Below are 15405 nucleotides of genomic sequence, written 5' to 3'. Positions count from 1 at the left end.
GTCGACGCAGCGCAAGTATCTGCTCAAGCAAACGACCAATACCGTATTCGCCCGTATCGGCTCGGTTAAGGAAGTGCTCGATGTCCATACCTTGTCGCAAATGAACTCCATCCGTGACTTGCATATGAATGACATCGGGCGCATCGAATTGACGCTGCAAAAGCCAATCGTTTGCGATGCTTACGACATGAATCCTGGAACGGGTGCATTCGTGCTCATCGACGAAGCCACGCACCACACTGTGGCGGCCGGCATGATTCGCACGGCTTCCGCATAGGTGTATTGCGTAAACTGAAATAATCGATGTTAACAATACGCAACATTAAACAAAAAGTTCATAAAGGAACCGTGGAAATGGGCAAGAATTCGGCCCGGCGCTATTGGGGCCTTTACCAATCAACAAAGACCACTCAATCCAAAGAGAAATGATGAACAAACGAATTCTCGTCGCTGCCGTGCTGAGCAGCATCGGTGTTGCCGCTCACGCGCAAAGCAGCGTGACGCTGTACGGCCTGATCGACGCTGGCGTGAGCTACGTCAATCACGCTGGTGCCAACTCGCAGAGCCTGGTGAAGTACGACGACGGCGTCGCGCAAGGCAGCCGTTGGGGCATCAAGGGCAGCGAAGATCTGGGCGGTGGCCTGAAGGCGATCTTCACGTTGGAAAACGGCTTCAACAGCGGCAACGGCACGCTGGGCCAAAACAGCCGTGAATTCGGCCGTCAAGCGTTCGTCGGCCTCTCGAAGGACGGCATTGGCTCGCTGACGTTCGGCCGTCAATACTCGCTGTCGACGGACGTGCTCGGCGCCTACACGACGGGTAGCAACACCGTCGCGGGCAACTACGCGTTCCACATCAACGACATCGACCAACTGACGTCGAGCCGCATCGACAACTCGGTGAAGTTCCAGAGCGCGAACTTCTCGGGCGTGACGTTCGGCGCGTTGTACGGCTTCTCGAATGCAGCTGGTGCGTTCGCTGGTAACCCGGCTTCGGGCACCGGCGCGACGGCGGTGGCCGCTTCGACGCGTACGTATAGCTTCGGTGTGAACTATGCGGCAGGCCCGATCAGCGCTGGCGCTGCTTACACGGACATCCGTTTCCCGGCTGGTCAAGCGGGCATCACGACGGCGATTTCGAACGCGACTGTCCCCGCAAACATCAAGGAACTGCGCACGTTCGGTCTCGGCGCGCGCTACCTGATGGGCCCGGCGGCATTCTGGGCATCGTGGACGAACACGCGTCTCGTGCAATTGCCGGGCACGGGTTCGACGAACCTCGTGTTCGACGCCTATGACCTGGGCGGCAAGTACTCGTTCACGCCGGCTCTGACGGCTGGTGTCGGTTACACGTACATGCACATGGCCGACCTGACGAACGGTCACTTTAACCAAGGCGACCTGAGCCTCGACTACGCACTGAGCAAGCGTACCGACGTGTACGTTCTCGGCATCTACCAAAAGGCGTCGGGCCACCTGGCCAACGGCACCCCGGTGCAAGCGCAGATCGGCGATTCGACGAGCTTCTTCGGTCCGTCGGGCTCGAACTCGCAACAGCAATTCGCTGCTCGCGTCGGCATCCGTCACAAGTTCTAATATGACGATCGAGGCGGCTCATGCCGCCTTGTAGAAATTAAATGGGGGCGCCAAAAGCGCCCCCATTTTTTCAAAGCCTCCGAACCCGTTCCCTACCTTCCCAACTCGTACCCGACGACGCCACCCGCAACGGCGCCGCCGACGGTACCGACGGTGCTGCCGTGCGTGAGCCTGTTACCGGCGTATCCGCCCACAGCCGCGCCGCCGAGCGTGCATCCCGAGAGCAGCGCCACCGTGGCCGCGCCGGCCGCACACGCGAGCTTCAACCGCCCAAATCGCCCTATTTTTTCCACTCGTCCCAATCGCTTCATGATCACCTCCCATCGGCTCGACGTTGCGCGTCGGCGCTCGATCGAGCCCCATGCATGCCTGTTGAAAGCATGAAGGATCACGCAAGCTCCGTGCCGACGTTACGTCAGATCTTGACCACGATGTCTACGCTAGCTGACTAGGACCCCGCTCGAACCGGTCACACGCTCCAGGCGGTCACATCCAACCAGGCAACGGCCAATCATGAAGACGAAGGATGATGTGCGACTTCGATCAATCCGGCGAAGTCGAGAATCCGCACGTCCTTGCCGCGCACCTGAACGAGCCCCTGCTTCTGAAAGCGCGACAGCGTCCGGCTCACGGTTTCGAGCTTGAGCCCGAGGAAGCTGCCCGTCTCCTCGCGCGTCATGCGCAGCGCGAATGCACTCGGCGAATACGAGCGCGCTTGCCAGCGGCGCGAGAGATCGAGCAAGAACGCGGCGACCCGCTCGTCGGCGGTCATCGTGAGCAGCATCATCGAATTGCTTTCGCGCACGAGCTGCGCGCTCAGCATGCGAAAGACGTGATGCCGCACCGCATCGACTTCGCGGCTCAGCCACTCGAGCAGATCGAACGGCATGACGCAGACGCTGCTGTCCTCCAATGCGATCGCGTCGCTTGCGTATTGCGCCGCCGCGATGCCGTCGGTGCCAAGCGATTCGCCCGAAACATGGAAGCCCGTCACTTGCTCGCGCCCGTCGGCCAGCAGCGTCACCTTCTTGAACGACCCCGTGCGGATGGCATACAGATTGGTGAAGGGATCGCCGACCCGAAACAGCGCCTCGCCCTTCTTGACCTGGCGATAGCCGAGCACGAGGTCTTCCATCTGCTGCGAGCAAGCCAACTCGTCGGGGTTCACCGCGCATACGGGACGCAGCGAGCAAGTTTTGCAGGAAGACGAAGCGCCCGCGTGCGGCGATCGAAGGTGTGCCGCCGTCTCGTCGCGCACCGCGGTGGACGCCGGGCGCTTGTCGGCTGAACCGCCCTTGCCGGCCCGTTCGCTGGTGCCGAACATTCGTATTCTCCTTTTTCACTTCGATAACGCGTCTAGCTTCTTGCGTTGGCGCAACTTTGTCACGCGCCGGCGGCGCGGCGAACGGTCGCATCGCGCGAATGCAACACGCGGCTCGATCTAGGGAGCACATGATCCAGGTCAAGTCGCCGCGCGCGCGCATCTGCTCTAATTGCGCCGTTTTGTGGCGATCGAATAGGTCCCCGGAGACGATCACGTGATGCTGAAAAGAACAATCGGTGCTGTGGTCCTCACAGCGCTCGTCGGCACGGCCGCTTCGGCGCAAGATGCGCAGGCTGCGCAACCCGAGCGCGCGCCGGACACCCTGCAGTCCCGCGTGCTGGCTTGCGCCGCATGCCATGGCGCGCAAGGCCAAGGCACCGACAACGACTACTTCCCGCGTTTGGCGGGCAAGCCGGCCGGGTATCTGTACAACCAGCTCGTCGCGTTTCGCGACGGCCGGCGCCAGTATCCACCGATGAACTACCTGCTCGCCTATCTGCCCGATGCGTACTTGCATCGCATCGCCGCCTACTTCGCGAGCCAGCATCCGCCCTACCCGCCGGCCGTGACGGCGGCCATACCGGCTTCCTTACTGGCGCGCGGCGAGCAAATCGTGAAGTCGGGCGATCCGTCCAAACAGATTCCCGCATGCGCGGCCTGCCACGGTGCGGCGCTCACGGGCATGGAGCCCGCGATCCCGGGATTGCTCGGCCTGCATGCCGAGTACATCAGCGCGCAGCTCGGCGCGTGGCGCTACGGGACGCGCAAGTCGTACGCACCCGATTGCATGCATGAAGTCGCTTCACGTCTGACGAACGACGACATCACGGCCGTTGCCGCATGGCTCGCGGCGTCGCCGGGCCCCGCCAATCCCGCTTTCGCCCCGGCGGGTAGCCTGAAGATGCCGCTGCGCTGCGGCAGCGAACCGCAATGACGGAGTCTTTCGTGCCAGCCATCCTTTCTCTCTCGCGCTCACTCGCGCGCGTGGGCGCGGGCATCGCGCTTGCCGTTTCGAGCGCGCTCGCATTGGCCCAAGGCTCGGCGGGCGCTTCCGCCGACGTCGTCAAGCAAGGCGCGTATCTGGCGCGCGCGGGCGACTGCATCGCCTGTCACACGCAGCCCGGCGACAAGCTGTTTGCCGGCGGACGTGCGATGCCGACGCCGTTCGGCACGCTCTATTCGCCCAACATCACACCCGACGACGCGACGGGCATCGGCAAATGGACGGCCGACGAGTTTTACCGAATGATGCATACGGGGCGCTCTCGCGACGGCTCGCTGCTTTACCCCGCCATGCCTTACGGCGCCTACACGAAAGTCACGCGTGCCGATTCCGATGCGATCTTCGCCTACCTGCGCTCGGTGCCGCCCGTGGATCGGCCGAACCGGCCGCACGAGCTGCGCTTTCCCTACAACAACCGCGAGCTGCTGCTCGGCTGGCGCACGCTGTACTTCCGCGAGGGCGAGTATCAAGCCGATCCGACGCGCTCGGTCGAATGGAATCGAGGCTCATATCTCGTTCAAGGTCTCGGTCACTGTTCGATGTGCCATACCGCGATCAATGCGCTCGGCGGCAGTTCGGAGTCCAAAGCATTCGAGGGTGGCCTGATTCCGATGCAGGATTGGTACGCCCCGTCGCTGACGTCGAACAAGGAAGCCGGCCTCGGCGATTGGAGCATCGGCGACATCGCCGACCTGCTGCAAAAGGGCGTGTCCAACCGCGGCGCGGTGTACGGCCCGATGGCGGAAGTCGTCTACGACAGCTTGCAGTACTTGTCCGACGACGACGTGCGGGCGATGGCCGTCTACTTGAAGTCGCTGCCGCAGCACGGCGCGCAAAGCCCCGCCGCGAAGCCGGGCGTATCGGGCGTATCGGGCGAAGAGCGCGACTTGCTGGCGCAGCTCGGCTCGAAGATCTACGACGCGCAATGCGCGACCTGTCATGGCAAGCACGGCGACGGCAAGCTGCCCGACTTCCCGCCGCTCGCGAACAATCAATCGATCCAGATGACGTCGGCCGTCAATCCGATCCGAATGGTGCTCAACGGCGGTTACGCACCGGGCACGGCAAAGAACCCTTCGCCGTACGGCATGCCGCCGTTCGCGCAGTCGCTCTCCGATGAAGAGGTGGCCGCCGTCGTGACGTTCATCCGCACGGCGTGGGGCAATCACGGCACGCCGGTGACGGCCAAGGAAGCCAACGCGCTGCGCTCCGCGCCGCTTTACTGAATCGAGGATGCCATGAACCCAAACAACGAGGCGCACGAGCACGCCGACGACCCCGAAGCGAAGCGCGTCGACGACATCGTTCGCTCCGGACCATCGGGCGCGATCGCGGTGGCCGGTATCGCCACGGCCATTGTCGTGGCGCTCTGGTTCGCGTTCTACTTCCTGGTTTTTCTGCCGCGCGGCGTCATCCATTGATTCACTGAGCGAGCGACATGTCGAACATTCCTTCTTCCAGCCACGCGGATAGCGCGGCGGTCGCGGCGCGCATCGAGCGCAGATGGGCGGCCATCGTCGTCGCGATCGTCCTCGTGTTCGTCGCGGTGGTCATCTACACCGGCCTGCACTGGGCGATGATGCCGCCCTCGCGCGTCGAGACGATCGATCCGACGACGCTGCACGTCTCGGGCGAGTTCATCGAAAGCAACCTCGGCAGCGCCGTCGAAACCGACGGATCGGTCACGGTGCGCATCGTCGCGCAGCAATACTCGTTCACGCCGCAATGCATCGTCGTGCCGGCCGATACGCCGCTCACGTTCCGCGTGACGAGCGCCGACGTCGTGCACGGCTTCCTGATTGCCGATACGAACATCAATACCATGGTCGAGCCGGGCTACGTCTCGACCTTCAAGACGCGCTTTCCGACAACCGGCGAACACCTGATGCCCTGCCACGAATACTGCGGCACCGGCCACGAAGGCATGTGGGCGCACGTGAGGGTGCTCGATCGCGCCGCATTCGACAAGCTCGCGGCCAATGCCAGGAGGCTCAGCTGTGCTCAATAACAAACGACTCGTACTGGCCCACTTCTGGTTCGCCTTCGCGACCTTCGGCGTCGCGCTGCTGCTCGGCGCATGGCAGATGTACGTGCGCAGCCCGCTGCACGCGTGGCTTCAGCATCCCGAACTCTATTACCGCTCGGTCACCGCGCACGGTTCGGTCATGGGCTATGTGTTTCCGACCCTAATCGCGATGGGCTTTGGCTACGCGATCAGCGAGATCTCGCTCGATCAGCCGCTCGTCGGCAAGCGCTGGGCGTGGCTCGGATGGTGGCTCGTCGCGATCGGCACGATCATGGCGGTGATCCCCGTGGCGCTGGGCCGCGCTTCGGTGCTCTATACGTTCTATCCGCCGATGATCGGCAATGCGTTCTACTACATCGGCATCGTGCTCGTCGTCGTCGGCTCGTGGATCTGGGTGGCGCTGATGTCGATCAACATGCGCACCTGGAAGCGCGCGAACCCGGGCAAGCCGGTGCCGCTCGCCATGTTCGCGAACGTCGCGGGCTCGTACCTGTGGGCGTGGACGGCGGTGGGCGCGGCGATCGAAATCATCTTCCAGATCTTGCCCGTCGCGCTGGGGCTCAAGACGACGATCGACGCCGGTCTCGCACGCGTGTTCTTCTCGTGGACGCTGCATGCAATCGTCTACTTCTGGCTCATGCCGGCCTACATCGCGTACTACACGCTCGTCCCGCGCGCCGTTGGGGGCCGGCTCTACAGCGACGCAATGGCGCGGATCTCGTTCATTTTGTTCCTCGTCGTCGCAATGCCGATCGGCATCCATCACTTGTTTGCCGATCCGCAAGTCGGCTCGGGCTTCAAGTTCCTGCAGTCGGTGTTCACGGCGCTCGTCTCGGTGCCGACCTTGCTGACGGTCTTCACGATTTGCGCGTCGGTGGAAATCGCGGGACGTTTGCGCGGCGGACGCGGCCCGTTCGGCTGGCTGCGCGTGCTGCCCTGGCACGAACCGATGATGCTGGCCGTCGCGTTCTCGTTCGTCATGCTCGGCTTCGGCGGCGCGGGTGGGCTCATCAACATGAGCTATCAGCTCGACTCCACGATCCACAACACCCAGTGGATCACGGGCCACTTCCACCTGATCTTCGGCGGCGCGATCGTCATCATGTACTTCGCGATCGCCTACGAACTCTGGCCGCAGCTGACCGGGCGCGCCCTGTCGAGCGTCAAGCTCATGCGCTGGCAACTGTGGCTGTGGTTCATCGGCATGATCGTCACGACGTTCCCGTGGCATTACGCCGGCATTCTGGGCATGCCGCGGCGCATGGCCTATTTCGACTACAGCAATCCGGGAATTGCGCCCGAGGCGATCACCGTCGACATGTCGTTCGTCGGCGCGCTGATTCTCGTTGCCTCGGCCGTGCTGTTTTTCATCGTGCTCGCACGCGGCCATCGCGGCAAGCCGGTAACGCCGCAGGACTTTACGTTCAGCACCGCCGTGCACCCGCCCGCCACGCTGCCGGTCGCGCTGAACAGCTTCGGACTGTGGGTTGCGCTGATGATTGCGCTCACCGTCGTCAACTACGGCTACCCGATCGCACAACTGCTTGTGCTCAAGCAGACCTCAGTGCCGGCGATCTACATGGGAGGCCCGCGATGAGCACGGAAGAACGCCTTTTCTCGCTGCGCAACCGCTGGTTTACCGTCAGCGTCGGGCTGACGGCGGGCGTGGCCGTCGTTTCGATGTTGATCGGTTTCATCTGGCTGCCGTCGGTTCATACCGATGCGCAATTCACGGGCGTTTGGAATGCGATCTGCAGCGCGGCCGGCGTGCCGCAGAAGTGGTTCGTTTCCACGCCCGTCACGTCGAGCTTCAAGACGAGCCAGGTGGTCGTGACGCCGACGATGTTCTCGCACACCGATCCGCTCGCGATCGGCCGCGGCGCCACGCTCGCCTTGCGTTGCTCGATGTGCCACGGGCCGCAAGGCATCAGTCAAGCGAACTCGCCGAACCTGGCCGGGCAATACGAAACGGTGATCTACAAGCAGCTCGAGGATTTCCGGAGCGGTGCGCGTACGAACGCGGTGATGAGCCCGATGGTGGCGACGCTGTCCGATCAGGATATGCGCGACCTCGCCGCCTACTACGCCTATCTGCCGAAGCTGCCCGCCTACCACCCGGCAAGCCGGCCGGTGCCGGAGATCGTGGCGTCCGGCTCGCCAATGCGCAATATCGCGCCGTGCGCGTCGTGTCATGGCGCGGCCGATCACAAGACCGGCACGCCTTGGCTCGAAGGTGAGCCGGTGGCCTACATCCGCACGCAACTGCAAGCGTTCGCGGCGGGCGATCGCCACAACGACATCGACGAGCAGATGCGCAACGTGGCGCGGCAAATGACGCCGGCGGAAATCGAGGCAGCGGCGCGCTATTATTCGAGCCAGCCTTGAGGACCGATTAGGGCAACCCACCAACCGATCGACGTACGAGCGAGGCGTGCCGGGCCTCGAGCGAGGCGCCGTGCGCCGCGCTTGCGTTTCATCGTCGTCCCATCAAGCACGCGCGGCCGTGCGCCTCGTGAGCAGCGCATGCAGGCCCATGCCGGCGAGCATCGCGACGACGAACAGCCACGCTTTGGGCTGTCCGCTCGATGCGGTCACGAGCGCCGGGCCCGGGCAAAAGCCCGCCATTCCCCAGCCGATGCCGAACAGTGTGCTGCCGATGAGGAGCGGACGATCAATCCGGGTGGCCGTGGGCAATGACATCGTCGCGCCGAGCAGACTCTTGCGGCGGTGGCGCGCGAGCGCGAACGCGACAGCCGCAACCGCGACGGCGCCGGCCATCACGAAAGCGAGCGATGGGTCCCAACTGCCGGCCAGATCGAGGAAGCCGATCACCTTGGCGGGATTCGCCATGTGGGACACGATAAGACCGAGGCCGAACAGCAGGCCCGCAGCGAAGGCGGATAGCGCGAACATGTCAGAGGTGCCGAAGCAAGAAGACGATTAGGAATCCGAACGACATGAAGGTGGCCGTCGCTGCGAACGAGCGTGCCGAGCCCCGCGAGATTCCGCATACGCCATGGCCGCTCGTGCAGCCGGATCCGTAGCGCGTGCCGAAGCCCACCAGTAGGCCTGCTGCAATCAGCGTAAGATTCGATGCGCCGATGTCGACGGCCGGCAGCGATGCGAATAGCCGCCACCCCCATGGGGCGGCGATCAAGCCGGCGAGAAAGGCGAGCGGCACGGCGCGCTCCATGGACTTAGGCTCGATCAATCGCCCAAGCATCCCGCTGATGCCGGCGATGCGGCCGTTGAGCAAGATGTAGAGCGCCACGGCCGCTCCGATCATCAAGCCACCGGCCACGGCCGAGGCCGGCGTGAAATGCAGCATGTCGATGTTCATGACGAGCGCCCTTTCACCTTTCCGCAATAGAGTTCCGACAGCGTCTGCATGACGCGGACGACTTCATCGCCGGCGAGGCTGTAGTAGATGTACTTGCCCTCTCGCCGCGCCGCAACGAGCCCTTCCTCGCGCAGCACACCCAGATGCTGTGACAGGCTGGGCTGACGAATGCCGACGCGCTCCTCGAGCTCGCCGACGTTCTGTTCCCCTTCCGTGAGCTGGCACAGCAGCAACAGCCGATCCTCATGCGCCATGGCTTTGAGCAGTGCGCAACACTGGGCCGCCGATTCACGTAGGTCTTCCAACCTTTTTGCACTAAGCTGGTTTTGCATTGGCTGCCGATTTTCGTGTTAACAATATGTTGATATACATTATATTGATTGATATATTGACTTGCAACATGACACATTGAACGAGGCTTGGCGATGCATCCCTGTGTAGAGCCGTTTTTCGATACCGCGACGTCCACCTTCACCTACGTCGTGCATGCGGGCGACGGGACACCGGCCGCCGTCATCGATTCGGTGCTCGATTACGATCCGAAGTCGGGCCGTACGTCGACGGCATCGGCCGACCGCGTCGTTGCGTTCGTTCGCGAGCATGGCTTGCAGGTCCAATGGCTGCTCGAGACGCACGCGCATGCCGATCACTTATCGGCCGCGCACTATCTGAAGGAGCAGCTCGGCGGCAAGATGGGCATCGGCGAACAGATCCGAACGGTGCAGCACAAGTTCAAAGGCGTGTTCAATCTCGGCGCGGATGTCCCGGAGGACGGCGCCCAGTTCGATCATTTGTTTTCGGACGACGAATCGTTCATGATCGGCACCCTCGAGGCGCGCGCGGTGCATGTGCCCGGTCATACGCCGGCCGATATCGCCTATCAGGTGGGTGATGCCGTATTCGTCGGCGATACGCTATTCATGCCCGATGTCGGCTCGGCGCGCTGCGATTTTCCCGGCGGCGACGCGCACATGCTGTACCGTTCCGTGCAAAAGCTGCTGTCGTTGCCGCCGAGCACGCGTTTGTTCATGTGCCACGACTATCCGCCTGCATCGCGCCATGCGTGCTGCGAGACGACGGTCGACGACGAGCGCCGGGCGAACGTGCATCTGCATGAGGGGGTGTCGGAGGACGAGTTCGTCGACATGCGCGTGGCGCGCGATCGCACGCTTTCGATGCCCGTGCTGATTTTGCCTGCCGTGCAGGTGAACATCCGGGCCGGCGACATGCCGGCGCCCGAATCGAATGGGGTTCGTTATCTGAAGATTCCGCTCAATGCGCTGTGATCTTCGGTTGCTCTCGCAACTCGTCTGACCACTTTCGATACCACTGCGTCGCGACAAACCGCAGCTTGGTACAAACCCTGTAAACCCAAGCGCAGCGGGCCTTCGAGCGTGCTCCGCACATGCTGGCCGCTCGCTTCCACGCGCCCGGCTATTGCCTCCACGCGTCGCTCGCACTAATAATCGCGCTCGCAAGACGCATACCCGGCGCAGTAGCAAGAGCGCCTTCTACGATACCGGCGCGCACGAGCTGCGCTCGGCACCGAGGAGACGAGGCATGACAGGCAAACATCGAATCTTGGTTTTGGACGACGATCCGCAAGTGCGCGAGTGGCTGCACAAAGTGCTAGAGGAAGCGGGGTTCGACGTATCGACGGCAGACACCGCCGCGCGTATGCAGACATGCCTTAAAGCCGCGCCGCACGCGCTCGTGATTCTCGACTTGAAGCTGCGCGGCGAGGACGGCCTCACGGTTGCACGCGATCTGCGCCGTCAATCGAGCGTACCGATCATCATGATGAGCGGCCTCGGCGACGAAACGGATCGCGTGCTCGGCCTGGAGACCGCCGCGGACGATTTCGTGACGAAGCCGTTCTCGGGGCGGGAACTGCTCGCGCGCGTGCGCGCGCAATTGCGGCGCACGACGGAGCTGTCGATGCCGCGCCATGCGAACGGCTCATCGAGCGGGCCTCGCTTCGGATTCGACGGCTGGCTGCTCGACATGTCCTCGCGCACGCTCACGCATAACGGCGCCCCCTGCGTGTTGACGCAAGGCGAGTTCGCGCTCCTTTCGGCGATGGTCCAACAGCCCTCGCGCGTTTGGTCCCGGGACCAGTTGCTCGAGCACACGCGCGGCATCGACATCGACGTCTACGACCGCACCATCGACGTGCTGATTCTGCGCCTGCGCCGCAAGATCGAACCGAATCCGGCGCAGCCGCAGTACATCCGCACGCAGCGCGGCGCCGGCTATCTGTTCTCCGCGCAAGTCGTGCGGCTCTGACGCAATGCGCTCGCCTCTGTCCCGGCTCGCGCCGCCGAGCGTGCGCGCCAAACTCGTCGCCACGTTTCTGCTGCTGTTCGCGATCACGCTAGCCGTCGTCATCGTCGGCGTGCAAGGCATGCATGCGAATCAAAATGCGCTCGACGAGTACGAGGCCAACGTCGTGCCGGAGATTGCGCGTGCGTTGGAGCTATCCGACAAAGTCGCGCAGCTTGCCGCCGTGGCGCCGAGCGCGACCATGACGGCCGCGCCCGATCTGTTGCGCAGCGACACCGATCTGCTGCGCGGCTTGCTTGCCGACATCCGGCGCCTGGCGCCCGGCCAGCGCGGCAAATCGAACGCCGGTCTCGAAGTGCTCGACGACCTCGATGCGATCGACGAGGATCTGCCGCGACTGCTCGTCGTATCGGACCGCCAACGCCAACTCGCCGACGAGTTGACGAACCTGCGCAACGCCGTCGACCGCATCGGCGACGGCATCGCGCGCCGCAAGCGAATCGTCGCGCAAGGGGCCCCGACGCTGATCGAGGTATGGGCCCGCACGGCGGGGGCTTTGCAAGCGGCCGACTCGGCGGAGCTGGGCAGCGCCGAAAGCGACAACGAGGCGTTGTGGCTGCAAGTGCACGCACGCGGCGAGGACAAGCGCGAGCCCGAACTCGCCGCGGCGCTCGCGCGGCTCGACGGCGGCGAGCGCAGTGTGTTCGACGTGCGCCGCGAGTTTCTCGCGAGCGAGGCTCAGACAAACTACCTCGTCACTTTGCTGCGTGGCCACGCCGATCATCTGAGCGGCAAATCGGCCCGCTACGTCGAGCGCTTGCAGCAGATCGCGCGAGAGCGCAGCGAAAAAGTGCGCCGCGTGGCGCTCTCGAGCCAATCGGGCTTGCTGCTGCTCGCGTTCGCCGGCGTGGCTGTGGCACTGGCCGGCGTCGCCTACGTCAACCGCATCTTGCGCAAGCTGCAGGCAATGACGCGGGTGATGGGGCGGCTCGCGTCAGGCGATACGTCCGGGCAAATCCCTTCGACGCATCGTCCCGACGAGATCGGCGAGCTAGCGCGTGCCTTCGAAGTGTTCCGCACGAATCTGCTCGAGAACGCAAGGTTGACGGAAGGCCTCGAGGCGCAGCGCCGTCTGCGGGAAAAGATGGACGTGCTCGGCCAACTGACGGGCGGAGTGGCGCACGACTTCAACAACTTCCTCGTCGCGATCCTCGGCAACTTGGAGCTGCTGATCCCGCGCGTGGCCGATCGCTGCGAAGAGCTGGCCATGGCCGAGCGTGCCCGCCGTGCGGCCGAGCGCGCGTCGCGCCTCACGCGGCGGCTGCTCGCTTTCGCGCGCCGCCAGCCGCTGCAGGCGGAGCGAATCGCCGTTGACGCCATGCTCGCGGAGATGCTCGATCTCGTCGAATACTCGGCGGGGCTGCGCACGGAGGTCGTACTCGAGCCGTCGGCGCAGCCCCGCTGGGTCGAGGTCGATCGCGGCCAGCTCGAGAACGCGATCCTGAACTTGACCCTCAACAGCGTGGCGGCCATGCCCGACGGCGGCAAGCTGACGCTGTCGGTGCGCCACGACGCGCCGCTGCCCGCGATGACCGCGCCACGGTCGGTCGTCCTAAGCGTTGCGGACACCGGGTCGGGCATCGCGCCGTTGTTGCTCGACAAAGTCGTCGAACCGTTCTTCACGACCAAAGCGGCCGGCGAAGGGAGCGGGCTCGGCCTGAGCAGCGTCTACGGCTTCGTGCGTCAAAGCGGCGGCGATTTGCGGATTCAGAGCGCCGTGGGCCGCGGGACGACGGTCGAATTATGGCTGCCGGCGACCGAGGCGGAGCCGGCGAGACCGGCCCAAGCGAACGGTGCCGTGCTTGCCGATGGCGGCGCGGCCCATGCCATCGCCTTAAGCGCCACGCCCGTTCTCGGCGGCGCGAGTGTGCTTGTCGTCGAGGACGATCCGGAAGTACGCGATACCACGCTGACGCAATTTGCCACGCTTGGCGCGCGGGCGCACGCGGTGACGAGCGTGGCCGATGCGCTGGCCTGGCTCGACGCGCACGGGCTCGTGACGCTCGTGTTGTCCGACATCTCGCTCGGTGCCAGCGGCAGCGGCATCGACCTCGCCGCACAGGTCGCCAAGCGTTGGCCCACGCAGCGCATCGCGCTGACCTCGGGCCTTCCGCCCGAAGTCCATCAAAGCCATCCCGACTGGCAGCCGGAGCTGCCGTTCGTCCCCAAGCCCTTCGACCTTGCGGCGCTGGCCGCGCTGCTGCACTGAGCCGCGCGCGAGCCGGATCGTTTCTCGATTCGCCCAATTGTTTCGATTGTTAATGGCATGTGCGTTTTTCGCAATTTTCGATTAACGCGGCTCGTGTCTCATACATACGACGGCGAAGGGGCGATTCGGTGGGTGAGCGCCCGGCAGCCGGCGGCGCGGCCTGTCAACGCGCCGCTGCCTACATCAAATCAAACAAACCAGGAGACACCCGATGTTCAAGTTCAGGGCAGGCGTCATCGCCGTTGCATTGACGCTCGCGGCGGGCAGTGCCGGCGCCGCGACGTTGCGGCTCGTGTGCGGTTCGGCCGGTATCGACCAAAGCAGCTGCGAGACGGCGGCGAAAGCATGGGCGCAAAAGACGGGCAATGAAGTCGAATTCGTCAGCATGCCAAACAATTCGAGCGAGGCGCTCGCCCTTTACGAACAACTGCTCAGCAGCGGCTCGGACAAGCTCGACGTCATGCAGATCGACACCGTGTGGCCCGGCATCCTGGCCAACCAACTGGTCGATCTCAAGCCCTATCTGAAAGACCGCGTCGCCGATTACTTTCCGAGCGCGATCGCGAACGACACGGTGAACGGCAGACTGGTCGCGGTGCCCTGGTACATCGACACGGGCATGCTGTACTACCGCAAGGACTTGCTCGAGAAATACCACATGAAAGTGCCGGCTACCTGGGAGGAACTCCAGGCGGAGGCACTCAAGATCCAGAGCGCCGAGCGCGCGGCGGGCAACGAGAAAATGTGGGGCTACGTCTGGCAGGGCCGTGCCTATGAAGGGTTGACCTGCGACGCCCTCGAATGGGTCAACAGCTACAACGGCGGGAGCGTCATCGACGCGGCAGGCCGCGTGACGATCGACAATCCGGCGGCCGCGAAGGCGCTCGAGACGGCGTCGAAGTGGGTCGGGACGATCACGCCGAAGGCCGTCCTGAACTACGGCGAAGAAGAAGCGCGTGGCGTGTTCCAGGCGGGCAATGCCGTGTTCATGCGCAACTGGCCCTACGTCTGGTCGATCGCGAACAAGGACGGCAGCCCCGTGAAAGGCAAGATCGGCGTCGCGCCGCTGCCTAAGGGTGGTGCCGACGGCCACCCGGCTGCCGCGCTCGGTGGCTGGCACCTTGCCGTGTCGCGCTACTCGCCGAATCCGAAGCTCGCCGCGGATCTCGTGCTCTACCTGTCGAGCGCGGAAATCGAGAAGCAGCGCGCCGTCGACGATTCGTTCAACCCGACGATTCCGGCGCTCTACAAGGACAAGGAAGTGCTCAAGGCGAACCCGTTCATGGCCGACATGCTGCCGACGTTCAGCAGCGCCGTCGCCCGGCCTTCGACGATCACGGGCACGAAGTACAACCAGGTCAGCAATCAGTTCTGGAATGCCGCGCACGACGTGCTGGCCGGCACGTCCAGCGCCTCGGGGGCGCTTGCTCGGCTCGCTGCTTCGCTGCAGCGGCTCGCACCGAACGGCACATGGCATTGAACTAGGGGCTCGCGCGCGGGCTGATTTGATGAGAACGCGGCTCGCCGCGTAACAAGGCGAGCGGCACCGAAGGAGACGATCGACG

At 64.1% G+C, this 15405-nt stretch carries 17 protein-coding genes; 12 read left to right on the top strand and 5 right to left on the bottom strand.

The annotated features are described in order from the left end of the window. Together DWV00_RS31410 and DWV00_RS31405 are read left to right on the top strand one after the other, a co-directional pair. On the top strand, positions 1-277 hold a 277-nt coding region (locus tag DWV00_RS31410; protein WP_425452871.1), incomplete at its 5' end, for an elongation factor 1-alpha C-terminal domain-related protein. A gap of 151 nt (positions 278-428) precedes the next feature. Further along, positions 429-1595 (top strand): porin, encoded by a 1167-nt coding sequence (locus DWV00_RS31405; RefSeq protein WP_115537525.1) that lies wholly within the window; start codon positions 429-431, stop codon positions 1593-1595. A 92-nt stretch (positions 1596-1687) separates the two neighbouring features. On the opposite strand, the gene DWV00_RS31400 is transcribed toward DWV00_RS31405, so the two are convergent. Beyond that, entirely contained in the window at positions 1688-1906 is a 219-nt protein-coding gene (locus DWV00_RS31400) for a glycine zipper 2TM domain-containing protein (RefSeq protein WP_115537524.1), read from the bottom strand. A gap of 200 nt (positions 1907-2106) precedes the next feature. After that, positions 2107-2919, bottom strand: coding sequence for a helix-turn-helix domain-containing protein (locus DWV00_RS31395; RefSeq protein WP_115537517.1), 813 nt, complete (start codon positions 2917-2919; stop codon positions 2107-2109). A gap of 217 nt (positions 2920-3136) precedes the next feature. On the opposite strand from DWV00_RS31395, the gene DWV00_RS31390 reads away from it, so the two are divergent. The 6 genes from DWV00_RS31390 to DWV00_RS31365 are packed head-to-tail and all read left to right on the top strand — an operon-like array spanning position 3137 to position 8333. Continuing rightward, positions 3137-3853 (top strand): c-type cytochrome, encoded by a 717-nt coding sequence (locus DWV00_RS31390; protein WP_115537516.1) that lies wholly within the window; start codon positions 3137-3139, stop codon positions 3851-3853. Next, complete coding sequence (locus tag DWV00_RS31385; RefSeq protein ID WP_115537515.1) at positions 3850-5148, top strand: c-type cytochrome; 1299 nt, start codon at positions 3850-3852, stop codon at positions 5146-5148. Before DWV00_RS31390 ends, DWV00_RS31385 begins: the two co-directional genes overlap by 4 nt. A 12-nt stretch (positions 5149-5160) precedes the next feature. Beyond that, on the top strand, positions 5161-5343 hold the full coding sequence (locus DWV00_RS31380; protein WP_115537514.1) for a hypothetical protein: 183 nt from the start codon (positions 5161-5163) through the stop codon (positions 5341-5343). A 17-nt stretch (positions 5344-5360) separates the two neighbouring features. Then, complete coding sequence (locus tag DWV00_RS31375) at positions 5361-5930, top strand: cupredoxin domain-containing protein (RefSeq protein ID WP_115537513.1); 570 nt, start codon at positions 5361-5363, stop codon at positions 5928-5930. Next, on the top strand, positions 5920-7545 hold the full coding sequence (locus DWV00_RS31370; protein ID WP_115537512.1) for a b(o/a)3-type cytochrome-c oxidase subunit 1: 1626 nt from the start codon (positions 5920-5922) through the stop codon (positions 7543-7545). Before DWV00_RS31375 ends, DWV00_RS31370 begins: the two co-directional genes overlap by 11 nt. After that, positions 7542-8333, top strand: coding sequence for a c-type cytochrome (locus DWV00_RS31365; RefSeq protein ID WP_115537511.1), 792 nt, complete (start codon positions 7542-7544; stop codon positions 8331-8333). The genes DWV00_RS31370 and DWV00_RS31365 overlap by 4 nt, the downstream gene beginning before the upstream one ends. A 102-nt stretch (positions 8334-8435) precedes the next feature. Here the strand turns inward: DWV00_RS31365 and DWV00_RS31360 are convergent, their stop codons facing one another. The 3 genes from DWV00_RS31360 to DWV00_RS31350 are packed head-to-tail and all read right to left on the bottom strand — an operon-like array spanning position 8436 to position 9620. Beyond that, a complete protein-coding gene (locus DWV00_RS31360; protein ID WP_115537510.1) occupies positions 8436-8861 on the bottom strand; it encodes a DUF6691 family protein in 426 nt (141 codons plus the stop codon). 1 nt (position 8862) lies between these two features. Then, the gene (locus tag DWV00_RS31355; RefSeq protein WP_115537509.1) at positions 8863-9288 is read right to left on the bottom strand and encodes a YeeE/YedE family protein; all 426 of its coding nucleotides are present in this window, start codon (positions 9286-9288) and stop codon (positions 8863-8865) included. Continuing rightward, complete coding sequence (locus DWV00_RS31350) at positions 9285-9620, bottom strand: ArsR/SmtB family transcription factor (protein ID WP_115537508.1); 336 nt, start codon at positions 9618-9620, stop codon at positions 9285-9287. The genes DWV00_RS31355 and DWV00_RS31350 overlap by 4 nt, the downstream gene beginning before the upstream one ends. 93 nt (positions 9621-9713) lie before the next feature. Here DWV00_RS31350 and DWV00_RS31345 point away from each other — a divergent pair, with 93 nt between their 5' ends. The 4 genes from DWV00_RS31345 (at position 9714) to DWV00_RS31330 (ending at position 15320) form a co-directional block, all read left to right on the top strand. Next, entirely contained in the window at positions 9714-10574 is an 861-nt protein-coding gene (locus DWV00_RS31345) for an MBL fold metallo-hydrolase (protein WP_115537507.1), read from the top strand. 274 nt (positions 10575-10848) lie between these two features. Beyond that, on the top strand, positions 10849-11574 hold the full coding sequence (locus DWV00_RS31340; RefSeq protein ID WP_115537506.1) for a response regulator: 726 nt from the start codon (positions 10849-10851) through the stop codon (positions 11572-11574). A 4-nt stretch (positions 11575-11578) separates the two neighbouring features. Further along, positions 11579-13840 carry an ATP-binding protein gene (locus tag DWV00_RS31335; protein ID WP_115537505.1) on the top strand — a complete coding sequence of 754 codons (2262 nt, stop codon included), beginning with the start codon at positions 11579-11581 and terminating at the stop codon, positions 13838-13840. Positions 13841-14051: 211 nt separating this feature from the next. Continuing rightward, positions 14052-15320, top strand: coding sequence for an ABC transporter substrate-binding protein (locus DWV00_RS31330; protein WP_115537504.1), 1269 nt, complete (start codon positions 14052-14054; stop codon positions 15318-15320). Positions 15321-15405: the final 85 nt, after the last annotated feature.

The organism is Trinickia dinghuensis (assembly GCF_003367175.1).
GTDB classification, from domain to species: Bacteria; Pseudomonadota; Gammaproteobacteria; order Burkholderiales; family Burkholderiaceae; genus Trinickia; species Trinickia dinghuensis.
Note: the sequence above shows the minus strand (reverse complement) of the source record. Positions and strands in the feature narration are given on the sequence as shown.